Annotated in this window: 18 protein-coding genes; 6 read left to right on the forward strand and 12 right to left on the reverse strand. The window is 69.9% G+C overall.

The genetic code is table 11. From position 1 onward, the window contains the following. The first annotated feature begins 33 nt into the window (after window positions 1–33). The 3 genes from ABZO29_RS02590 (at window position 34) to ABZO29_RS02600 (ending at window position 4,413) form a co-directional block, all read left to right on the forward strand. Complete coding sequence (locus ABZO29_RS02590; protein ID WP_367318475.1) at window positions 34–1,194, forward strand: sensor histidine kinase; 1,161 nt, start codon at window positions 34–36, stop codon at window positions 1,192–1,194. Further along, on the forward strand, window positions 1,191–1,862 hold the full coding sequence (locus ABZO29_RS02595; RefSeq protein WP_367318476.1) for a response regulator: 672 nt from the start codon (window positions 1,191–1,193) through the stop codon (window positions 1,860–1,862). The genes ABZO29_RS02590 and ABZO29_RS02595 overlap by 4 nt, the downstream gene beginning before the upstream one ends. Before the next feature lie 355 nt (window positions 1,863–2,217). Next, window positions 2,218–4,413 carry an MMPL family transporter gene (locus ABZO29_RS02600; RefSeq protein ID WP_367318477.1) on the forward strand — a complete coding sequence of 732 codons (2,196 nt, stop codon included), beginning with the start codon at window positions 2,218–2,220 and terminating at the stop codon, window positions 4,411–4,413. Between the two features lie 114 nt (window positions 4,414–4,527). On the opposite strand, the gene ABZO29_RS02605 is transcribed toward ABZO29_RS02600, so the two are convergent. Further along, the gene (locus tag ABZO29_RS02605; protein WP_367318478.1) at window positions 4,528–5,724 is read right to left on the reverse strand and encodes an MFS transporter; all 1,197 of its coding nucleotides are present in this window, start codon (window positions 5,722–5,724) and stop codon (window positions 4,528–4,530) included. Between the two features lie 122 nt (window positions 5,725–5,846). Next, window positions 5,847–9,107 (reverse strand): bifunctional cytochrome P450/NADPH--P450 reductase, encoded by a 3,261-nt coding sequence (locus tag ABZO29_RS02610; RefSeq protein ID WP_367318479.1) that lies wholly within the window; start codon window positions 9,105–9,107, stop codon window positions 5,847–5,849. A 252-nt stretch (window positions 9,108–9,359) separates the two neighbouring features. Here ABZO29_RS02610 and ABZO29_RS02615 point away from each other — a divergent pair, with 252 nt between their 5' ends. Continuing rightward, window positions 9,360–9,947 (forward strand): TetR/AcrR family transcriptional regulator, encoded by a 588-nt coding sequence (locus tag ABZO29_RS02615; protein ID WP_367318480.1) that lies wholly within the window; start codon window positions 9,360–9,362, stop codon window positions 9,945–9,947. A 170-nt stretch (window positions 9,948–10,117) separates the two neighbouring features. On the opposite strand, the gene ABZO29_RS02620 is transcribed toward ABZO29_RS02615, so the two are convergent. From ABZO29_RS02620 to ABZO29_RS02665, 10 genes are all read right to left on the reverse strand, one after another. Continuing rightward, window positions 10,118–10,243, reverse strand: a complete 126-nt coding sequence (locus ABZO29_RS02620) for an RICIN domain-containing protein (protein WP_367318481.1) — start codon at window positions 10,241–10,243, stop codon at window positions 10,118–10,120. Between the two features lie 208 nt (window positions 10,244–10,451). Beyond that, window positions 10,452–10,700, reverse strand: coding sequence for a discoidin domain-containing protein (locus ABZO29_RS02625; RefSeq protein WP_367318482.1), 249 nt, complete (start codon window positions 10,698–10,700; stop codon window positions 10,452–10,454). A 138-nt stretch (window positions 10,701–10,838) separates the two neighbouring features. Then, window positions 10,839–13,268: a SpoIIE family protein phosphatase gene (locus tag ABZO29_RS02630; RefSeq protein ID WP_367318483.1), complete on the reverse strand. Its 2,430-nt coding sequence runs from the start codon at window positions 13,266–13,268 to the stop codon at window positions 10,839–10,841. Window positions 13,269–13,393: 125 nt separating this feature from the next. Continuing rightward, window positions 13,394–14,446, reverse strand: a complete 1,053-nt coding sequence (locus ABZO29_RS02635; protein ID WP_367318484.1) for a LacI family DNA-binding transcriptional regulator — start codon at window positions 14,444–14,446, stop codon at window positions 13,394–13,396. A gap of 314 nt (window positions 14,447–14,760) precedes the next feature. Next, window positions 14,761–15,297 carry a transposase gene (locus tag ABZO29_RS02640; RefSeq protein WP_367318485.1) on the reverse strand — a complete coding sequence of 179 codons (537 nt, stop codon included), beginning with the start codon at window positions 15,295–15,297 and terminating at the stop codon, window positions 14,761–14,763. After that, window positions 15,294–15,533, reverse strand: a complete 240-nt coding sequence (locus tag ABZO29_RS02645) for a winged helix-turn-helix domain-containing protein (RefSeq protein WP_367318486.1) — start codon at window positions 15,531–15,533, stop codon at window positions 15,294–15,296. Before ABZO29_RS02645 ends, ABZO29_RS02640 begins: the two co-directional genes overlap by 4 nt. After that, window positions 15,503–15,832 carry a helix-turn-helix domain-containing protein gene (locus ABZO29_RS02650; protein WP_367318487.1) on the reverse strand — a complete coding sequence of 110 codons (330 nt, stop codon included), beginning with the start codon at window positions 15,830–15,832 and terminating at the stop codon, window positions 15,503–15,505. The genes ABZO29_RS02645 and ABZO29_RS02650 overlap by 31 nt, the downstream gene beginning before the upstream one ends. Before the next feature lie 555 nt (window positions 15,833–16,387). After that, window positions 16,388–16,951, reverse strand: a complete 564-nt coding sequence (locus ABZO29_RS02655; protein ID WP_367318488.1) for an MBL fold metallo-hydrolase — start codon at window positions 16,949–16,951, stop codon at window positions 16,388–16,390. 51 nt (window positions 16,952–17,002) lie between these two features. Further along, the gene (trpC, locus tag ABZO29_RS02660; RefSeq protein WP_367318489.1) at window positions 17,003–17,788 is read right to left on the reverse strand and encodes an indole-3-glycerol phosphate synthase TrpC; all 786 of its coding nucleotides are present in this window, start codon (window positions 17,786–17,788) and stop codon (window positions 17,003–17,005) included. Window positions 17,789–18,026: 238 nt separating this feature from the next. Beyond that, a complete protein-coding gene (locus ABZO29_RS02665; RefSeq protein WP_367318490.1) occupies window positions 18,027–19,343 on the reverse strand; it encodes a ferric reductase-like transmembrane domain-containing protein in 1,317 nt (438 codons plus the stop codon). A gap of 116 nt (window positions 19,344–19,459) precedes the next feature. On the opposite strand from ABZO29_RS02665, the gene ABZO29_RS02670 reads away from it, so the two are divergent. Further along, window positions 19,460–19,915, forward strand: a complete 456-nt coding sequence (locus tag ABZO29_RS02670) for a beta-L-arabinofuranosidase domain-containing protein (RefSeq protein ID WP_367318491.1) — start codon at window positions 19,460–19,462, stop codon at window positions 19,913–19,915. A gap of 330 nt (window positions 19,916–20,245) precedes the next feature. Further along, entirely contained in the window at window positions 20,246–22,477 is a 2,232-nt protein-coding gene (locus ABZO29_RS02675; RefSeq protein WP_367318492.1) for an alpha-L-fucosidase, read from the forward strand. Window positions 22,478–22,709 lie beyond the last annotated feature (232 nt).

Raw genomic sequence — 22,709 nt, forward strand, 5'->3', positions numbered from 1 at the left:
CGATCGACTCGGCGGCGCGGGCAGAATGAGGCCGTGTCGCCTTTCGATCAGACCCGCTTCCGGTTGCCCCGTGGGGTCCGCGCCGACGCCGTGCTGGCCGTCGGGGTCTTTGTGTTGGTGGCGCTCGCCGAAGGGCAGCAGCTGGGCCAGGGCGGGGACTCGAAGTCCTCGTTGGCCGCGTCCTGGCTTCTGATGACGGCGGTGTGCGGGGCGTTGCTCCTTCGGCGTCGGTATCCGGTGGCGGTGGGCTGGTTCACGGTGGCGGGCACGGGCGCCTACCACGTACTGAGCGCCGTGGACGGTCCGTTGGTCCTGGTCCCGATCGTGGCGTTGTACGCCATCGCGGCCCAGGGCCGGATGCGGGCGGCCGTCGCCATGGCGGCGGCCATGGTGATCGGCGTGGGCGCCGGCACCCTCGTGACCCGGAGCGATGTCACCGGTACGGCGGTGTTCATGCTCACCGGCTGGCTGGTCGCCGTCGTGGCCCTGGGCGGCGTGCGGCACGGGCGGGTCGCCTATGCCGAGGAGGAGGCCCGGCTGCGGGCCGCCGAGGAGCGGCTGCGCATCGCCCGCGAAGTGCACGATGTGGTCGGGCACAACATCTCGATGATCAATGTGCAGGCGGGTGCGGCGCTACACCGGCTGAAGAAGGACCCTGCCCAGGCAGAGGAGGCGCTCGGCGCCATCAAGGCGGGCAGCCGGGAGACCCTTCGGGAGCTTCGGGCCACCCTCGGCGTGCTGCGGCAGGTCGACGAGCAGGCGCCAACGGCACCCGCGCCGGGGCTGGCCCGGGCGGAGGAACTGGCGGTTTCGGCGGGCCTGTCGGGGCTCCGGGTGCGGATCGAGCGGACTGGCGCCGAACGTTCGCTGTCCGCTCCGGTCGACCTGGCCGCGTACCGGATCGTGCAGGAGTCGCTGACCAACGCCGCCAGGCACAGTGGTGGCGGCGAAGTCACGGTCCGGCTCGTCTACGGGGACGAGGGGCTGGCATTGGCGATCGAGGACGACGGCCGGGGCGCGACGGCCCGCCCGGCCGTGGTGGGCGGCGGTAGCGGGATCGTCGGCATGACGGAGCGGGCGCGGGCACTGGGTGGCGAGCTGACCGCGGGCCCGCGGGCGGAGGGCGGCTTCGTGGTGCGGGCCCGGCTGCCGTACGGAATCACAGCAGAGCCGATGGAGCGGAGAGACGGATGATCAGGGTTCTGCTGGCGGATGACCAGCGGCTGGTGAGGGCCGGGTTCCGGTCGATCCTTGAAGACGAGGACGACATCGAGGTGGTGGGCGAGGCCGCGGACGGGCAGGCCGCGGTCGCGGCCTGCCGCGAACTGCGGCCCGACGTGGTCCTGATGGATATCCGGATGCCGGGGACGGACGGCCTGGATGCCGCCCGGCTGATCGCGGCGGACGAGCAGTTGGCGTCGGTGAGGGTGGTCATCCTGACGACCTTCGATCTGGACGAGTATGTGTACGGGGCGCTGCGCGCGGGGGCGGCGGGCTTTCTGGTGAAGGACACGGAGCCGGAGGAACTGGCGCAGGCGGTGCGGGTGGCCGCCCGGGGCGATGCGCTGATCAGCCCGTCGGTCACCAGACGGCTCATCGCCGAGTTCGCGGGCCGGCTGCCGGGCCCGACGCCGGATGACGCCCGGCTCGATGCCCTCACCGAACGGGAGCGCGAGGTCATGCGGCTGGTGGCCGCGGGATGCAACAACGACGAGATCGCACAACGGCTGGTGCTGGCACCGTCGACAGCGAAGACACATGTCAGCCGGATCATGACGAAGCTGGGGGCGCGGGACAGGTCGCAGGTCGTGGTGTTGGCGTACGAATCCGGAATGGTCAGCCCGGGCCGGCTGGAGCGGTAGTCCGGGCGACGGGAGGCGCAACAACTCCTGGGGTACGACGCGGCAGCGGCTGCACCCCCTGGGGTACGCCCAAGTGTCGGCCGGAGACTGACGCCGCCGACCCCGCCGCGCGGGCACGCTCAAGGGCATGCATACGCCCTCCTTCCCCGCACCGGACACCGGCGTACGTCGGCGCGCTCGTCGGGGCTGCCGCCGGAATGCCGCCGGTCACGGCGGCCGGGCGCCGGGCGCCGGCCATGGACATCGGCGGCGTTCTGATCGCCCTCGGGGTGGGTGTGCCCACGCTGTGCGGCGCCGTGGTGGGCGTGGTTCTCAAGCCGGGCAACTCCCGATCGAATCCGAGGTAGCCACCCATATGTCTCCCACCCGCGGCGCAGGCGCGCCCGTCGCACCGCCAGTCACCCCGCTCGCACCGGACGGGCCGGACAAGCCGCGCGGCGGCCGGTTCGGAGATCTGGCCGGCTGGGCGCAGCGTCATCGCTGGGCCGCCCTGTTGATCTGGGTGGCCGTCCTGGCGGCCGTCACTTTGGGTTCCGGGGCCGTCGGCTCCGCGTACAAGAACGACTTCTCCCTACCGGGCACCGACTCCCAGACCGCCACCGACCTGTTCAGCAAGCACGGTTCCGCCCAGGCCGGCGACAGCGTCGACATCGTGTTCAAGGACGCTCAGGGCCTCGACGGCCGCCGGGCCGCGGTCGAAAAGATGCTGGCCGAGGTGAAGGGTCTGCCGAGCGTCGCCGAGATCCGCAGCCCGTACACCGATGCCTCCGCCGTGTCCGAGGGCGGCACGATCGGCTACGCCACCGTGACGCTCGGCGGCAAGGCCGAGGCCGTACCCAAGGAGGACGTCACCGCGATCATCGACACCGCCAAGGGTTTGGAGAAGGACGGGCTCCAGGTCGAACTCGGCGGCGATGCCGTACGCGGCGCGGAAGAAAAGGGAAGCCCAACCGCGGAACTGGCCGGCATCGTGGCCGCCGTAGTCATCCTCGGGCTGCTCTTCGGCTCCCTGGTGGCGGCCGCCGTACCGCTGATCACCGCCCTCTTCGCGGTCGGCTCGGCCCTCAGCCTCATCGTCCTCGCCTCACACGTCTTCACCATCGCCGACTTCACGCCACCCATCACGATGCTCGTCGGCCTCGGCGTCGGCGTCGACTACGCCCTGCTGATCTTCTACCGCTACCGGCACGAGCTCACCGCCGGCGCCGACCCGGCCGACGCCACCCGTAAAGCTCTGGACGCCGCCGGCCGCACCGTCTTCTTCGCCGGCTGCACCGTGATCATCGCCCTGCTCGGTCTGGTCGCGCTCGGCCTCGGCTCACTGCAGGGCGTGGCCCTTGCCCTGGCACTGACCGTGCTGACCACGATGGCCGCCTCACTCATCCTGCTGCCCGCACTCCTTGCGTTCCTCGGCAAGCGCATCCAGCGCCATGTGCTGAAGCACGCGGCCAAGACCGCGGTCAAGAGCAGGACGGAAGGCAGCCGCTGGCGGGCCCTGGCCCGAGCCGTGCAGCGCCGTCCACTGCCGGCCCTGCTGGTCGCCGTTTTCGCCCTGCTGGCCCTGTCCGCACCGGCACTGGGCATGCGCCTCGGCTTCGCCGACGCCGGCAACGACCCGAAGACCTCCACCTCGAGGCAGGCGTACGACCTGCTCGCCGAGGGCTTCGGCCCGGGCTTCAACGGACCGCTGGTCGTCTTGGCACAGGGTGACGAGGCCGCCGGCCGGACTGTGCGGTCCGAGCTGGCCAAGGCCAGGGGTGTGGCCGCAGCCAGCCCCGCGCTTCCCTCCGAGGACGGCGCTTTGACCACTGTGATCGTCTACCCGAAGACCGCGCCACAGGACGAGGGCACCACTGATCTCGTGCATCACCTGCGCGACGACGTGGCCCCGAACCTGGAGCGCGCCACCGGCGCCAAGATCCTGGTCGGCGGTGCCACCGCCGCCTCCCAGGACTTCGCGGACACAGTCTCCAAGAGGCTGCCTCTGTTCGTCGCCGTCGTCGTCGGGCTGTCCTCACTGCTACTGATGCTGGTCTTCCGGTCGCTGCTGATCCCCATCAAGGCGGCCCTGTTGAACCTTCTCTCGATCACCGCCGCGCTCGGCGCGATGACCCTGGTGTTTCAGCTCGGCTGGTTCGGGGTGCAGCCCGGGCCGATCGAAGCCTTCCTCCCCGTGCTGATCTTCGCGATCGTCTTCGGCCTTTCCATGGACTACGAGGTCTTCCTGGTCGGGCGGATCCACGAGGAGTGGGAGCGCACGAAGGACCACTCCCTGGCGGTCCGGGAAGGACTGGCCACCACCGGCAAGGTGATCACGGCGGCCGGGGCCATCATGATCATGGTGTTCGGCGCCTTCATGCTGAGCTCGGACCGGATGCTCCAGCAGTTCGGCCTCGGCCTCGGCGTGGCGATCCTGATGGACGCGCTGGTCATCCGCTGCCTGATCGTCCCGGCCGCCATGCAGCTGCTCGGCAAGTGGGCCTGGTGGCTGCCCGCCCCCCTCGCCCGGTGGCTGCCCAAGGTGGCGCTCGAACGCCAGGCGGACAGCTGACGCCTGACCAGGACCATCCTCTCTCGATTCCGTGAAGCGGCCACCGCCCCTGACGTAGAACGGGGCGGTGGCCGCTTCATGGCGTCGAGCCGTCGGACGACCCGGCTGACGTGCCTACCCGGTCGCGGCGGCGGAGGACGGCGCGAGCCCGCGCTCGGCCGATGCCTGCGTACCGGCCACCGTCATCCGGAGCAGGGGCAGCGAGGCGATGACGGTGCCGAGTGCCAGGACGAGGCCGAGCACGTCGGCCCCGGCGGCGTCGAGGACGGCTCCGACGGCCAGCGGTCCGATGCCGGTGCCCAGGGCGCCCGCGCCGCTGAGGGAGGCCACCAGGCGTCCGGTCGGGTCGATGAGCGCCGCGGCGGCGAGCATCTGCACCAGGACGGCCAGTTGGCAGGCCTGCCAGAGGACGGCCGCGACGGTGAAGAGCACGGGGTCGTGGGTGAGGATCAGGGCCGCCATCGCGAGGGCCTGCACCGTGACGAAGACGGCCATCGACCGCATGCGCCCGAAGCGTCGCGCCGCCACCGGACCCACGACCGCGCCGACGAGCGCCACGACGCTGGAGATCGCGAGGACGGCCGATACGGCCGAGTGGGACATCCCGGTGTGCTGGCGGCCCAGCACCGAGGCGTACGACCACGCGCCCTGGGTGACGGCCCACAGGAGCGCGGTCCCGAGGAGCAGAACCACCGACGGCTTGGCCGCGGTCGTCTCCCCGGTGCCGGCGGACCCGGTGTCCGGTGTGGAGGGACCGTCCGGGAGCCGGCGTATCAGTGGCCAGGCGGCGAGGCAGCACAACGTCATGAGCAGGAAGCCGGAGCCCTCCCCCAGGTCGTGGTTGGCCGCGGGGACGCCCATGATCAGCAGTGCGGTCACGCCGACGGTGCCGGAGATGGTGACGGCGGACGCCTTGTCGGCGTCGTCGGTGGCGGCGAGCGCCGCCGTGGCCGCCGCGTAGACCGCGCCGAGCCCTGTGCCGAGGACCAGGTTGGCCAGAACCAGGGTCACCGGGTCGGTGGCCGCCGCCGCTCCCAGGAAGCCGGCTCCCGAGAGGGCCAGACCGAGGCGGGTCATCCGCACCCGGCCCGGCCGCGCGGCCCGCTTGGCCAGCAGCAGCGTCACCACCGCCGTCGGCATCAGTTGGCTCGCGGCCACGATTCCGGCGCCGGAGTCCGACAGCCCGAAGCGTGTCGCGAAGTCGTCGACGAAGACGGGCATCACGTTCGCCCCGCCGTTGCCGAGGGTGACTCCGGCGATCAGCGCCACGGCCACACCGAAGGTGAGAGCGGAGCCACCTCGCGCGTTCACCGGCCGCTCCTCTGCGAGGAGTTGGGGACTACCACCGTTCCTCGACGCAGCGCCGAGTGTGCAACAAGCATGAGAGCCTCACGAGTCAGGTTCGGTTCGATGGACGCCTGCCACCGAAAGGGTCAGCCGGCCCAGACGTCTTCCACGTAGTGGCCCGACTCGGTCATGGCGGCCAGCCAGGCGGTGGCCTCGTCACCACCCGCGCCCGTGCGGTCGCGGTAGATCTCCCTGAACGCCTCCCGCACCGCCGGGGCCATGCGGCGGCCGTCTCCGCAGATGTAGACGCGCCCGCCGGCCTCCAGTACCGCCCAGACCTCGTCGCTCTCCTTCGCGATGCGGTCCTGGACGAAGCGGGCGCCGTCCTCGGGGGCGCAGGAGAAGGTGGGTCGCATGCTGACGGCTCCGGCCGCCTCGGCCGCCTCGAGTTCCGCGCGGTGGAGGTAGTCGACGTCGGGGTGGTCGCAGCCGAAGTAGCACAGCAGCGTTCCGGTCGACCGGGTGTGGTGGCGGTCGAGGACGGCGCCGCGGAAGGGCGCCAGACCGGTGCCCGCGCTCACCAGGATCACCGGCACCGAATCCTCCTGCGGCAGGCGGAAGTCCTCGCTGCAGGGCAGCACCCTGGCCTGGACGGTGTCGCCGGCGTGCACGGTCCGGAGGTAGTGCGAGGCGATGCCGTGGAACGTGCCCTGACCGCCCCGGTGGGGTGCGGCGAGCAGCGACACCATCAGGTCGACCTCGCCGGGTGCCGCTTCGGCGGACGAGGAGATGGAGTAGTGGCGCGGGCGCAGGACGGGCAGCAGTTCCAGGAAGCGTTCGAAGGGCAGCTCGCAGGCGCGGTAGCGCTCCAGCAGGTCCAGGAGGCTGTGTCCGGCGGCGGTCACCTGCTCGCCGAAGGCCTCCGGGTCCGCCGCCGCGAGTTCGGCCAGGGGCCGCTTCTCGGGCGGGCAGGCGGTGTGCTCGGCGAGCACGGCGACCTGCTCCTGGGTGGCGGCATCCTGCAGTTCCACGAAGTCGGTCAGCAGGCGGCGCAGGGTCAGCGGACGGTCGACGGGCAGGGCGCCCCGGCTGCGGCGACGGGCGCGCAGTCGCACGGTGCGGTCCAGGTCGAGGCCGAAGCGGTCGGCCACCCGCCGCACGAGGGCGTCCGGGTTGCTCGGGAGCACGGCCAGGTGGTCGCCGGTGCGGTAGGTGACTCCCTCGGGCAGCCGCAGCCTCAGGAATCGCTTGGAGCGGCCCAACCCGTGGTCCATGTCGACCAGTTCGTACGCGTCGAGCACCTCCATCGGCTGTACGCCGTGTCGCGCCGCGAGGCCGCCGATGACCGAGTCGGTCGCGTCCTCCAGCTCGTACAGTCCCGTCTCCTGTTCGGCGGCCGGCTCGGCTGCCTCCTGCGCCTCTGCGGCGGCGCCGTACCGCTCCAGCAGGGCGGTCCACAGGTCACCGGTCCACAGGTCCACCGTGCCTGCGAAGTCGCCGGCGGCGTCCGCGGCGCCGCGCTCGAGCAGTGAGGTGGCGCCCGCGGCGGTGAGCCGCTCGTCGATGAGGGTGGGGATGCGCTGGTAAGTGGCGGCCCAGTTGCGGTCGCCGACGCCGAGTACCGCGTACTGGAGGCCGTCGAGCGCGCCGGGCTCCAGGCCCTCCAGCCAGGCGACGAATTCCGTGGCGTCGTCGGTGGGCCGGCCGTTGTAAGAGGCGGCCACGATCACCACCGGCCCGTCACTCCCGGAGAGCTCGCCCACGGCGTCGTTGAGGGGAGCTACGGACGGGGCGAAGCCGCGCTCGTCGCCGTCCGCCGCCAGGTCGCGGGCGATGCCCGCGCAGGTGCCCAGGTTGGAGCCGTGCAGGAGGGTCAGCGCGGTGCCGGTGGCGCGCCGGCCCCCGGGCCGGTCCTGGCCGGCGGGAGCACTGCTCGCGGCGACGGCCGGGGCGGTGGGCAGGCGGCGCTCCCCGCTGGTGCGCCGGGCCAGGTTCAGCGTGAACGCGTCGGGCTTGAGGGTGAGCGACTGCTTGATCTTCAGCTGATAGTTGGTGTGGTCGATCAGGCGGTAGCGGTGGATCACCAGCGCGAGGACCAGCGTCGCCTCGTGCAGCGCGAACTGGCGGCCGATGCAGGCGCGTTCGCCGCTGCCGAACGGCTTGAACAGGTGCACCGGCCGCTCCTCCTCCCGCTCGGGCAGGAACCGGTCGGGGTCGAACAGCTCGACGTTCTCGCCCCAGGCGGGGTCCCGGTGCAGCTGCGGGATGAGCACCTGGATCGACTCGCCCTTGCGCACGGCGTACTTCCCGCCGATGACGGTGTCCTCCAGCGGCTCCACGGCGTACGCGGGGGCCGTCGGCCACAGCCGCAGGCTCTCGTTGAGCACCTGGCGGATGTACGTCAGCTTGCCGATGTCCCCGTAGTCGGGCTCGGGGGCGTCGGAGTCGCCCCACAGCGCGTCGACCTCGGCCTGGGCGCGGGCGAGGACCTCGGGGTGCTTGGTCAGGTAGTAGAGGGCGAAGGACAGGGCCCCGCTGGTGGTCTCGTGCCCGGCGATGAGGAACGTGATCGCCTGGTAGCGGATGTTGACGTCGTCCAGGGGCTCCCCCGTCACCGCGATGGGGGTCCCCCCGCTCGAACGAGGTTGAGAGTGGGGGAGGGTGTGCAGCATGCGCCCGAGCAGGTCGTCGGTGCTCGGGTCTCCGTAGGCCCGACGCTCTCGGATCACGTCGTCGACCAGGTCCTTCATCAGGGTCACGTCGGCGCGGAACTGCTCGGCCTGCTTCCACTTGAACAGGTCCGCGCCCGGGATGGACTCCCCCTTGGCCTGGGCGAAGCCGAGCGCTCGCGACAGGGCGGTGACGAAGGGGTGCGACTCCTCGCGGCCGAAGGACTCGAAGTCGTAGCCGAATCCGCACAGGCCGATCGTGTCGAACGTCAGCCGTGTCATGTCGCCGGCCACGTCCACGGGCTCCGTCCCGGCCGCCCGGTCCCACTTACCGATCAGCTCCCGGGCCACCTTGAGCATCGTCGCGTGGTAGCCGCGCATCGCGCCGAGGGAGAAGGCCGGCATCAGGATGTCGTGCGCCTTGCGCCAGTTGGGCTCGTCGTTGAACGCGGTGAAGAGCCCGTCGCCGCCGATCTCGCGAAGGATCACGAGGTCGGGGTGCACGTTCTTGCGGAACCGCGTCTCGTCCGCCAGCTCGGTGACCAGGTCGAGACCGGAGGCGAAGTTGATCTCGTTGCCGAAGATGCGGAGCTTGAACAGCGGCCCCAGCTCCTTGGCCTCGTTCATCACATAGAGCAGGCCGTCGGCGCCACCGGGGATGTCGAACGCGTGGCCGACCAGGGGCAGAGCGGGGCGCTGAGGGATCGGCTCGGTTCCGCCGAGGGTCTGGTTCGTCATGAGCTTGCCTTTCGTTCGGCGCAGGCTGTCGCTGGCCAGAACCATACAGGCGACATTGTCGAGTGACAATGTCGTCTGATCGTGTTGACTGACACAGTCGACTGACGGAACCTGCCTACACCTAGAAACGTCCGGCCGGGCCCGGGCCGGGGAGAACCAGAGAGGCAACCCCGCAATGAGCGCGTCTGCGCAGGAGATACCAGACCTTGTCGAGCGACCTGTTCGACGGACTGAGTCGAATAGGATGCTGTGATGGCTCATGTATCCGCGGCGGAGCGCCGCCCCCAACTGATCAAGGCGGCCATCGACCTCATGGCCAGGGAGGGCGTGGCCGCCGGAAGTACCCGTGCCATCGCCGCCGAGCTGGGGGTGGCCCAGGCGACCGTGCACTACACCTTCGGCACGAAGGAAGATCTGTACCGGGCCGTCATGGAGCAGCTCACCGAGGACCTGGTCACGCAGGTGGAGCAGGCGGCGCCCACGGACACGGGCTTCGAGGACACGATCGTCACGCTCGCCGAGGCCCTGTGGCGCACCGTGCTCGAACAGCCCGCGTCCTACCAGCTCCTCACGGAACTGTCCATGTTCGCCCTGCGCACGCCCCATCTCCAGGAGGCTCTGCAAGGCCACCACCGCGGCATCTCGGCCGTGACGGCGAAGCTGATCAGCGAGGCCGCCGAACGCACAGGGCACCAGCTCGCTCAGCCCGCCGAGACGATCGCGAGGTTCTTCCTCGCGGGCTTCGACGGGCTGACGATGCAGCACCTCTCACTGCCGGACGAGGAGGCCGAAAGGGTCTGCCTGCGAGCCCTGATCTCCGCCGTCCTGGCCATGGCCTGAGGCCGCCCCGGCCCGCACCAAACGCGCCGAAAAAGCTGGGAGTGCCGCCAGAGGTGTTCGGGGCTGATCCCGACGTTTCCAGGGTGGGAACGTCTCCAGGGAAACGGGGTCACATCCTGGCAGGATGTGACCCCGTTTCGCAGGTCGGACGCAGCCCGGGGGGCCGCTGGTCAGAGGCTGACGACCTGCCAGTCCTGGTTGGAGCCGCCGGTGACGGGCCCCTGGATGACGATGGCGCCGTCGGCGGTCGAGGCGTTGGCGACGTCCAGCGCCTTGCCGCTGTTGCCGTTGATCACCTTGTAGGTGCCCAGGTCCGCGGTGAAGGGCCGGTCGTAGACCTCCAGGTTGCGGTACCTGACTGGTGCTGGTGGTGGCGGTGCCGTTGACGAGTGTGGTCCACGTGCCGTTGTCGGTGGAACCCTCGATCTTGTACTGGTAGTTGGTCTTGTCCAGTTCCCAGGCAATCCGGGTTCCGGTCAGCGAGCGGGGCGAGCCGAGGTCGACCTAGAGCCAGTGGCCGGTGTTGCCGTCGTTCGCGCACCAGCGGGTGGCGGTGGCCCCGTCGACCGCCTTGGCCGCCGTGTGGCCCTTGGACGTCTCCTCGCTGTCGGCGGTCGCGATCCTGCCGGCGGCGATGTCGGTCGGCTGTACGGGGCGGTCCAATGTGACGCCGACGACGCTGTCCTGGGGGTGGGTGGTGCGGTAGATGCCGCTGATCGTGATCCGGCCGTCGCTTGCGACCGAGAACGACAAGTTGGCGCCGGAGCGCACATCGAAGACCCGCGTGACCTGGGCGTCCCCGATCCCCGGCGTGGATCTCCTCCGGCCGCCCGTAGTCCGGAGGCCGCGCTGGACGCCGGCAGATCGTCGTTGTGCGAGTCGCCGGGACGCTCACTGGGACAGAGGTTGTTCGGCCCAGATCGTCTTGCCGACGGCGGTGTGGCGGCTGCCCCAGCGCTCGGCCACCTGGGCGACGAGCAGCAGTCCGCGTCCGCCCTCGTCGAAGACACGGGCCCGCCGCAGGTGCGGGGCGGTGCTGCTGCCGTCGGAGACTTCGCAGATCAGCACGTCCGAGTGGATGAGCCGCAGCTCGATGGGGGCGTTGCCGTACCGGATGGCGTTGGTGACCAGCTCGCTGACGATCAGTTCGGTGGGGAACTCCAGCTCGGCCAGTCCCCAGGCTGCCAGCTGTTCGCTCGCCATCCGGCGGGCCCTGGCGACGGCCGCGGGATCCACGGGCACCTGCCAGGTGCACACCTGGTCCGCGCCGAGTCCGCGGGTGCGTGCCAGCAGCAGGACGATGTCGTCGGTGGGGGGGTCGGGCTGTACCTTCCGCATGACCTCGTCGCAGGCTTCCTCCAGGCCGGCGGCCGGGCGGCGCAGCGCTTCGGTCAGCAGCTCCAGTCCTACGTCGATGTCCCGGCCGGGGGCGATCAGGCCGTCGGTGTAAAGGGCGAGCAGGCTGCCCTCGCCCACCTCGATCCGAGCTGCCTCGAAGGGCAGTCCGCCCAGGCCGAGCGGCGGCCCGGCGGGTACCTCCAGGACTTGCACGGTGCCGTCGGGGGTGACCAGGACGGGCGGAGGATGCCCGGCCCGGGCCATGTCGCAGAGGCCGGCGACAGGGTCGTAGACGGCGTAGAGGCAGGTCGCCCCGACCTCTCCCGAGGCCCCCTCCGTCTGGCCTCGGGTGTCCGGGCCTTCCTCCCGGTCGAGGCGGATGACCAGGTCGTCCAGCCGGGTGAGCAGCTCGTCGGGCGTGAAGTCGGCGTCGGCGAGGGTCCGTACCGCGGTGCGCAGCCGGCCCATCGTGGCCGAGGCGTGCACGCCGTGGCCCACGACGTCGCCCACCACCAGCGCGACCCGCCCCCCGGACAGGGCGATGACGTCGAACCAGTCTCCACCGATCTCGTCCCCCGAACCGGCGGGAAGGTACCGGTAGGCAAGGTCCACCGCCTGCGCTCGTGGCAGCCGCTCCGGCAGCAGACTGCGCTGGAGAGTGAGCGCGGTCCGGCGTTCGCGGGTGTAGCGGCGGGCGTTGTCGATACTCACCGCGGCCCTGGCGGCGATCTCCTCGGCGAGCACCAGATCGTCCTCGCCAAAGGGGTCCGCCGTACGGTGCCGCAGCAGGTGCATCACACCCAGGGTGACGCCCCGGGCGCGCAGCGGCACCATCATCACCGAATGGATCCTGAACCGTCTCACGCTCTCGGCACGCACCGGGGAGGCCGTCGACCATTGGCGCAGCTGCGGGTCGCCCGCACCGTAGTAGGCACCCTGGCCGCTGATCAGCGCCTGTGCCGGTGGGGAGCCGGGAGGGTAGACGTCGACCTCGCCCGCCCGCACCACGGATTCCGGGCACCCCGAGAGCACCGACCGCTGCGCGATACGGCGGCACCGCACCGGCGTGTCGGGCGGTATCGGCTGCGGCTCGTGCCCCTGGACGACCGATTCCAGCAGGTCGACGGTGACGAAGTCGGCGAAGCCGGTCACCGCCACCTCGGCCAGTTCCTCGGTTGTCCGCGTCACGTCGAGGGTGCGGCCGATGCGCGTGCTGGCCTCGTTGAGCACCGCCAGGCGGCGGCGGGCCCAGTACTGCTCGGTGATGTCGATCACCACCGCCGACAGCCCCAGCACTGCGCCCGCCCGGTCCTTCAGCGGTGACAGATAGACCGACCACGCGTGATCGCGGACCTCCCCGGACGCCCGGAAAGGCTGCTCCTCGCGGAAGATCATCTCACCGGTGCGCACCACCTGCCGCTGGAGGCGGTCGATCTCGTCCAGCGGGGGGACGGGATAGATCTCCCACAACGTCAGGCCCCTCATCTCCTCCTGCGCGAGCCCCATGGCACGGCTCATCACCTGGTTGCAGGCCACGAACCGTGCCTCATGGTCGTATACGGCCACGGGCAACGGGAGCTGCGCGAGCGTGAGGTCCCACAGTTCCGCCGTCCCCGCATCGGTCGGCCCGGCGGGGTATGTCATCGCCGCCGGGGTGACGACCCAGTGGGTCCCGCCGCCCGCGTCCGCCAGCGGCGTGCCCCGAAGCTGCAACTGGACGCGGTCTCCGTCCCGTTTCCGCAGCGCCACATCGCTCGTCCACGGATCCCGGGCGGCCAGGTGGCGCCGCAACGCGATGGGCAGCTTCGCGGCGAGCAGGTAGGCGGCCGGCCGGCCGATCACCTCCTCGGACTCGTACCCGAGCAGCCGCCCCGCTCCGGCGCTCCACGCCATGACGGCTCCGCGGGCATCGATGACGACGACGAAGTCCTCGGGCGGTCCCTCGCCCCTCGCTGCCGTCGTCGTGTCGGGTTTGTTGTCCATGGCGGTGCCCCGACCTCGTTCCTGCAGCCACGCAGCACAGCACTGCGTCGCCCATCACGGGCGCTGCCTCCAGCATCCCGCCACCGCACACCCCCCTCAACCGGCCGCGTTCCGGGCCCGTGCGGTCACGGTGTGTCGTTCCTCCGTCGCACCGCGCGCCGTGTGGACCGTCGCGGAAGCAGCACCGGTTGCACGAGCCGATGCCGGTCCACGCCGCCGCGGGCGTTGATGACAGCGATCAGCAGGTCGACGGCTTCGTCACCCACCCGGTCCGCACGGAGGCTGAGCGTCGTGACGGGCGGTGTGGTCGTCGCGTAGTCCGGATCCTCGCTGATGCACGCCACCAGCAGATCCCGCGGCACCCGGAGCCGGTGGTGGCGAGCGGCGGCGAGGATGTTGTGACCCGAGTCGGAGTAGACGCCGACGACGGCGTCCGGTCTTGGATCGTGGTCGAGCAGTCGGCCGACCGCCTCCTGTTCGGCCGTGAAGTAGTCGGGCAGCGAGGCGTACTCCTCCACAAGGGCGGGCATCCGGTGTTCGGCGCACCAGGACCGGTAGGTGTGGGCGATGAGGCGCGGGTAAGCGTCGTCGTGAAGGGGCAGGGAGAGCCCGATCCGCCGGGCGCCGGACTGCGCGAGGTGGTCGAGCAGCAGGCACAGGCCCGCTTCGTGGTCGGCGTCCACCCACGCGTCGCACCAGTGCGGCTGGGGCGGCCTGCCTTCGCAGACCATCGGTATGCCACGCTCCCGCAGGATGGAACGCACCGGGTCCTCCGCGCGCGGATCGACGTGGATGACGCCGTCCATCGGCGTGTTGAGCCACATCCACGACGACATCGAACTCGGCATCACCTGGAGCAGGTAGCCGCGCTTGTGGGCCGCCGCCATGGCGCCCAGCACCAGCTGTGCGTAGTACGGGATCTCGGTGTACGGGACGGGCAGGTCGCCGTACGTCGTCATGGTCAGGCCGAGCACTCCGGTGCCGCCCCGGGCCAGGGCACGGGCCGTGCTGGCCGGAGCGTAACCGAGTTCGCGTGCCGCGGCCAGTACACGCTGCCTGGTCGTCTCGGACAGTCGTCCGGTGCCGTTGAGCGCATTCGACACCGTGGCCGTGGACACCCCGGCACGGGCGGCCACGGCATCCAGCGTGGGACGCCGCCAGACACGCGAGCTCGTCATGTGTACCCCATCTTCCCCAACAGCCCCGCGACGGCTTGTGGTTAAGACATTAATCAATCAGCGTGCCCCGCGACGGCGGCCGAACCAGCCGCCGGGTGAGGAGTTGATCGGATGCCGGATGTCTTCGACGGCGCCTCTGCGGCACCCGCGGGCAGCCCGCTTCACCGGCAGACGTTCCTGGCCGCAGCCGGGGCAGGCGCCCTCTCGGTGGCTGCTGCCGGTACAGCCGCACAGGCCGCGACCGGCCGGCACCCGGTGCCGGTGTCCACCGTGATCCTGAACGGAAGAGTGTTACTGACCTCAGCTCGTTAGGGTCAGTTCGGTCTGTCGAGGGCGAGGCCCGTGCCGGCGAGGAATCCGCCGAGGATGGTGTGTCGGTACTGCAGCGCCTTGAGACGCTTGCGGAGCAGAGTCTCCAGCTCGCTGAGGGTGCGGGCGGCGAGGTTGGCCAGGCTCCGCTTGATATGTGCCCACAGGCCCTCGACCGGGTTGAGCTCGGGCGCATACCCGGGTAGCAGGACCACGGTCAGCCATTCCCGCTCGGCCACCAGCACCTTCATCGCCGTGGAGATGTGGGTGCTCAGCCGGTCCCACACCACGATCAGCGGGGCCTTCAGTAGCTGGTGGGCGCCATCCAGCAGGCGGATGTAGTCGCTCTCGCCGAGCGAGCGGCGCTCGCCCTTGCGGCCGGTATGCCGGCGCAGCCGGTAGCACAGGCGGGCGGGCAGGCCGGGCCGGTAGCACAGCAGCCCGGCCACTGACAGGCGCCCACGGCCACGGCCTGAAACGCGTACCGTCGGGGTGATGCCGCGTCGGCCCCAGGTGCGGCCCTTGGGCGGACGGCCGGTCACGCCGGCTTCGTCCTCGAAGCAGACGAACGCGCCGGTCGCCGCCCGGAGGGTTTTACCTCCTGCCAGGTCGCCTCCCGCCATGCGGTGATCGCGGCCTCGTCACGTTCGGCAGCGGGCCGGGCAGGCACCTGCACGCTGAAGCCCATCCGGTGCAGCAGCCGCGTGACACCGGAGACGCTGTAGGAGAGGTGGAACTTCCGTCCGATCAGCGTGCGCACCCGTGCGGCAGTCCACATCTGGTCGTCCGTCCAGCCGTGCGCGGCCGGCCCCTCGTCGAGCCATGTCGCGAGCCTGGCCTGCAGGTGGGGGCCGAGGCGGCAGTCATAGCCCGGGGGCCCTGGGAACGTAACGCTTCCCGCCCGCCCGCCTTCCAGGCGCGGCGCCACTGGTAGACCGACTTCTCACTCACCCGTAACTCCCGGGCGATGAATGGGACTTTCACGTCCTCCTCGAAGAGGTCAGCGGCCCGCATGCGTACCTCTTCGCGGCACTTGCGCTGCTCGGCGGTCAGCCCGCCCCCATCCGGATACCGCATACTTCCGGGCTACCAGCACAGACAGGCCCTGTCACCCGGCCCGACAAGGACCAGACGCTATAACGCCAAGGTCAGTAACCGCACAGACGGCAGCGCGCGAGCGCAGGCGGTGGCCGTCGGCAGCGAAGGAAAGATCCTCGAGGTCGGGTGCGACGCGGACTTACGCCGACGCATCGGCCCCGTACTGTCGTCGTCGACGCCGGCGGCGGTACCGTCATGCCGGGCCTCCAGGACGGGCACATGCACCCGCTCGGCGCGGCCGCGCAGGCAATGGTCAGCCCTACGGCGACTTCGTGGACGATATGCCGTGACTCCGGCCGCGGCGCGGTGGCGTCCGTTCCCCCTGGACGATTCGGATCATCGCCGCCGCTCTGGTCGTCGGCAGCATGAGCGTGCCGACCGCCGCCGAAGCCGTGGACAGGAACCGAGTCCGGCTGATTCTCATGTGCGCCCGCCTCCCCCTTGGCCCCCGGGGCCGGTACCAGTGTGGGAAGGGGAAGGGTGGGACGGTATCGGCCGATCGTTCATGGCTGGGCGACGAAGGTATGCGGCAGGCTAGACGGGCGTCGACGCCGACGGCACGAACGGTGCCCCGTGTCCCGGCACGATCAGCGCCGGAGCGAGAGCCAGGACCTTCTCCCTGGCCGCCCGCAGTTGCTCGCGGTCGGGCGCGAAGGGGTCGTCGGCCGGGCCCTCGGCGCTCCACCACAAATGGGTCAGGACCACCAGGCCCTCGTCGGCAGTGACCAGGGTGCTGACGTCCTCCGCGGTGTGGCCGGGCGTCGTCATGAGCGTGATCGACGGCGACAGTTGGTACCCGTCGGCATCGCGGTCCTCCCAGATGTCGTTCTGGTAGATCGCCATGTGGTCGTGGAAGCGGGCTTCGGGGAACAGGGCCGCGTTCAGCGTGTGGTCCGGGTGGTGGTGGCTGAAGATCACGTCGGTGACGTCTTGGGGGTTCAGCCCGTGGTGCGCGAGCGGGTCCAGGATGAGCCGGCGGTCCGCGACCATGCCGGGATCGACGATCGCGACGGTCTCGCCGTCGACGAGCAGAGTGACGGTGCCGGCCACCCGCTCGTCGGCGTAGCCGGTGGTGAGGACGTGGAAGGCAGCGGTCATGAGGGGCTCCTCGGGGAAGGTGTTGGTTTGGTGCGAGGGCGCCGTCCGCCGTTACGCCCCGGCCGCCTCGATGAACTCGCGCACGGCCGTGCGCGGGTCCCCCGAGCGGACCAGTGCCTCGCCGACCAGCACCACGTCGGCTCCCCAACCGCGGTACTCCGCTACGTCCTCCGGGCCCGTCACTCCCGATTCGGCGACCTTGACCGTGCCTTCCGGAATGGCCGTCACGAGATCGGCGAACACTTTGCGATCCACCTCCAGCGTCGTCAGGTCCCGCGCGTTGATGCCGAGGAGCTCGGCTCCCGCGGCGACAGCGCTTCGCACTTCGTCGGCCGTGTGCGCCTCCACGAGCGGTGTGAGACCCAATTCCTTGCACAGTCCCATCAGGTCGGTGAGTTGGGCGTCGTCCAGCGACACGACCATGAGAAGCGCAAGGTCGGCGCCGTGCGCACGGGCCTCCCACAGCTGATAGGGGTCGACGATGAAATCCTTGCGCAGGACGGGCACATCGACCCTGGCACGCACGGCGTCCAGATCGGCGAGAGAGCCGCCGAAACGCCTGCGCTCGGTGAGCACGCTGATCGCAGCGGCACCGCCGGCCGCGTACCGGGCCGCGAGGGACGCAGGGTCGGGAATGTCTGCCAGCGCCCCCTTGCTGGGGCTCTTGCGCTTCACCTCGGCGATGATGGACACCCCGGGAGCCCGGAAAGCGGGCAGCGGGTCGAGCGCGGGTGCCGCGTCCGCTGCTCGGGAGCGCAGCTCCGCCAACGGCGTCGCACGCTTACGCTCTTCCAAGTCCTCGCGAACTCCCTCGAGGATCCCATCAAGAACGCTCATCGTCGTCTCCCTGTCGAATCGTCTGCGCTGCGGACGTCCCCCGGCTCGAGTGAGGCCGCGCATCACCCACGTCCAAGTCGTACTCGAAGAAGGTTATTCGGATTGATCACGACCTGCGTGCCGGCCAACCACGGGACGCGGAAGTTGAGCGGCTGCATGCAGGCGCTGAACACTCTGCATGCAGCCTCGTGACCTTGAGCAGATACGTGGCCAAGCCTCGCACCGACGCAGGCGGGGCTCAGGCCAGACCGAACCGCTCGGCGTGCACTTGCTGGTTGGGGACCTTCAGCCCGCGCAGGGCGCTGAGCACGGCCGAGGTCATCGAGGGCGGGCCGCAGACGTACACGTCGCGTTCGGTTACATCGGGAACCAGGGCACGGAGACTGTTCGGCTCGAACGGCGGGTTCCCCTCCCCCGTGCGGCCGGTGAGCAGGTGCAACTGCCCACCGTGCTCCGCGACCAGGGTTCGTACCTCGTCGACCAGCACGGCGTCGTTGTCGCTGCGCACCCGGTAGAGCACGACGATGTCGCCGGCCGGTTCCTCCTCCAGCAGGGCTCGAACCGGCGTGATTCCCACTCCTCCGGCGATCAGCAGTGCTCCGGGCCGCGTGCGATGCAACGAGGTGAATGCCCCGTACGGCCCCTCGACGAACGCGCGGCTCCCGACCGGGACGTCCCGCAGGCCGGCGCTGGCGCTGCCGACAGCCTTGGCGGTCAGGCGCAGGGTTCGACCGTCGGGTGCCGCCGACAGCGAGAACGGGTTCGCCAGCCACCAGTGGTTGTGCCCGGGGAACCGCCAGATGCAGAACTGGCCGGCCCGGGCCGGCAGCCTGTCGAGGTGGCGGCCGGTGACGTGTACCGACACCACGTCGTCCGACTCCGGGACCACCGCGGTGACTTCAAATCGGTGGTAGGCGTTGCGCCACAGAGGCATCACGATCCGGCCCGTGACCAGGGCACCGAACGCGAACAGCCACAGGGCCCACCAGTAGATTTTCGCGGGCGCGGAAGAGGTGAAGGTCGTCGTCTCCTGCAACTGGTGGACGAACGACAGCCCCAACGCCAGGTACAGCAGCAGGTGCAGGCCGTGCCAGGTCTCGTACCGCAGCCGCCGCCTCACGTAGCGGGCGGAGACCGCGGCGACCACGACGACGACCGCCGCGGCCCCCATCCCGAGCAGGGAGGCCGGCACTCCGGCCAGCGCGAGGAACGTCTTCGTCATCGACGCGTTATCGAGCCTGGCGAAGCCCAGCACCACCAGCACGGCGTGGGTGAGGATGGTCCACAACAGGGTGAAGCCGACCCACCGGTGCCACACCGTCAACCGGTCCATGCCGATACGGCGGTCGAGCCACGGCAGCCGGGCCACCAGCAGCAGCTGGAACAGCATCAGCACGGCGGCGTGCAGGCCGAAGAACTTGGCGACCGTGAGCACCCCGTTCTGGCCGGTCCCGGCGGCGAGGAACAAGACCTCGACGATCGCCAAGTTGACGATGACAAACGTCCACAGCGCCCACCGCGCCGCAACGACCGGAGGTATGGTGCTGTGCCGCACCTGCGAAATCGTCGCCTCCACCGCTTCCCCTCTTGTTCATGTGACGTACTCGCGTCCCCACCGGCGAGGTCGCGAGGGATGCCGGCCGTCCCGGCCGCCGTCGCTGGGTAGGTTGAGTGATTAAGGCCTTAACCACAAGCGTCCCAGGGCTGTTGAGGCGATGCACGCCAACACCCAGATCGCGAAAGTCGTCGGCTACCAGCGGCTGGGCGAGGTCGCCCGCGACCCGCGACGACTTCAGCTCCACGCTCCAGTCGCCCGAGGGCCCCGAGACCTGCAACACCTACAACATGCTCAAGTTGAGCCGCGCTCTGTTCCTCGAACACCCGGACGCCGAGGTTCTCGATTACTACGAGCGCGCGACGGTCAACCACGTCCTCTCTTCTCCCAGAGGCTTGCTGTCGGACGACGCCGCGCTGCCGGAGCCGCTGCACGCACTGAGCAGCGCCAGTGCGGACATGGCGGAGACGGCTGAACAGAGGGCAGTTCTCAGTCTCATCGATGCCTCCTCGCGCTCGTCCCTGGCGGGAGCTGTTTCGCCTCGACGACATCCGTGTGCCGCCGCACGGTAGAGATGGGATGTTTATAGAGGTGCTCCCGGCTCGCCGTCCAGCCTTTGGGACCCCTGGGTCCATCCCATCGATCCTCGCCGCTCGATGACTCGACCACACCACGAGATTGCGTCAGACATGCCACGTTTGACGGAGCGCAATGCGCATCAAACAGCAAGCAAACTGGGCAAATTGGCTAGCGGTACACCGCTTTTCATCCCTGCACACCGGTTGACATCCCGGGGAGACATGACGGACCTTCATGCGTAACAAACGGCTCCCCCTGCGCAGCAACCACGCTGACGCGTCCCACTGCGTTCCCCGACCGCCTTCTGAACCTGGGATGTCTTCATGTCGAGTTCGATCAACAGACGCCACTTCCTGGCCGGCGCCACCTGCGTGGCCGCGGCGGCCGTCGCCGGAGGTGTGTTCAGTGCCGGCATCGCCCAGGCGGCGCCCAGCACGTACACGCCCGACTGGAACTCGGTGGACCAGCACCCGCCGGCCCCGGAGTGGTTCCAGGACGCGAAGTTCGGCATCTACTTCCACTGGGGCGTCTTCAGCGTGCCCGCGTACGAGAACGAGTGGTACCCGCGGAGCATGTACCAGGCGGGCGGAAACGCCAACCAGCACCACATCGCAACCTACGGCCAGCCGTCGGCATGGCCATACCACAACTTCATCAACGGAGCGCAGGACCTGGCGGGCAACTTCGTGAAGTTCGCGCCGAAGCTGAAGTCGGCCGGCGGGAACTTCGACCCCGACGAGTGGGTGCAGCTGTTCGTCGACTCCGGCGCCAGGTTCGCCGGCCCGGTCGCCGAGCACCATGACGGCTTCTCGATGTGGGACAGCCAGGTCAACGAGTGGAACTCGGTGAAGAAGGGCCCCGGGCTGGACCTGCTGCAGCTGTTCTCCACAGCCATCCGCGCCAAGGGCCTCAAGCTGCTGGTGGCCATGCACCACGCGTACCACTTCAACGGCTTCTACGAGTTCGTCCCCGCCCAGACGGACCCCAGCCTCAAGAAGCTCTACGGGCAGTTGGGCTCGGCCGCGGAGAACCAGCTCTGGTTCGACAAGCTCAAGGAGGTCATCGACCGTACCCAACCCGACATCCTGTGGCAGGACTTCAGGATGGACGCAGTCGACGAAACACAGCGCCTGAACTTCCTTTCGTACTACTACAACCAGGCCAACAGCTGGGGCCGTGAGGTCGTCGCCACCTACAAGGACGGCATGAACGGCAAGGGCGAGGTCTTCGACTACGAGCGCGGCGGCCCGGCCGACCTCACCACGCCGTACTGGCTGACCGACGACAGCATCTCCAGCAGCAGCTGGTGCTACACCCAGGGCATCGGCTACTACACCGTCCAGCAGATGCTGCACTCGTTCATCGACCGGGTCAGCAAGAACGGCAACATGCTGCTGAACATCGCGCCGATGGCCGACGGCACCATCCCCCAGGCACAGAAGGACATCCTGCTGGGCATCGGCGACCACCTGAAGCGCTTCGGTGAGTCGGTGTACTCGACCCGCGCCTGGACGGCGTACGGCGAGGGCCCGACGAAGATGGGTGGCGGCGCGTTCACCACCCCGCATGCCGGCACCGCGCAGGACATCCGCTTCACCCGCAACAAGGCGAACAACGTCCTGTACGCCACCGTCCTCGGCTGGCCCGGAAGCTCGCTGACGATCAAGACGCTCAGCTCGGACCGGATCAACCTCTCGTCGCTCACCTCGGTGAAGCTCCTCGGCTCCACCGCCGGCACCTCCATCGACCTGCCCACACCGGCCCAGAACTCCTCCGGCCTCACGGTCACCCTGCCGTCCTCGGCGCCGTACAGCGCCAACGCCTACGTCCTGAAGCTCTCTTTCGCCGGCACGATCCCGGGCCTGCGGCCGCTCGCCGGTACCCTCGCCTCCACGGACGTCAACTACAGCGGCAACTCGGCCGTACTCAACGTCGGTGACTACACCACGGCCGACCTCACCTCGGCCGGGCTGGGCGCGGGCAGCATCTCCTCCCTCCGGCCGGCCGCCGGCTACCAGGTGATCGGCTACTCCGGGGACAACTTCAGCGGCACCTCCTGGACGTTCACCGCCGAGAACCCCGACCTGCGGGTCACCGGCAACAACGACCAGATCGCCTCGCTGAGGGTCCAGTTCAACCCGACGACCTACTTCCGGATCACCAACGCCACCAACGGACTCGTCCTGGACAGCGGCGGCAGCGTCCCCTCCGGGTCCAACCTCAAGCAGTGGACCTGGAACGGCAGCAACAACCTGCAGTGGCAGGCGGAGCCGGTCGGAGGCGGCTACTACCGGCTGGTCAACCGGACGAACGGCATGGTCGCCGACAGCTGGGGCGCCACCGACAACGGCTCTCCGGCCCGACAGGCCCCCTGGAACGGCGGCACCAACCAGCAGTGGAAGATCGTCCACCGGGGCGGCGATCGCTACTCGATCGCCAACCGCACCACCGGCCTGGTCCTCGACGGCGGCGGAAACGTCGCCTCCGGCTCCGTCACCAAGCAGTGGACGTACAACAGCAGCACCAACCTGCTGTGGTCCTTCACGGCCGTCTGACTCCTCGGGCCGCAGGACCGGCTGCGGCGGCGTACACCTCGTGCGCCGCCGCAGCCGCCGTCACGCTCCCGTCCGTGTCGGCTCCTCACCACGGGCGAACCAAGGAGGCGCCGCTCTGCGGTCCGCCCGGCACCGTATCGGCGGTTCTGAGCACCAGGTCGTGATCACGTGTCAGTTGGGGCCGCAGCGACAGCCCTCCGCCGGGACCCACGCATCGGACGGCCGGAAACAC

Source organism: Streptomyces sp. HUAS ZL42 (assembly GCF_040782645.1).
Classification (GTDB): domain Bacteria; phylum Actinomycetota; class Actinomycetes; order Streptomycetales; family Streptomycetaceae; genus Streptomyces.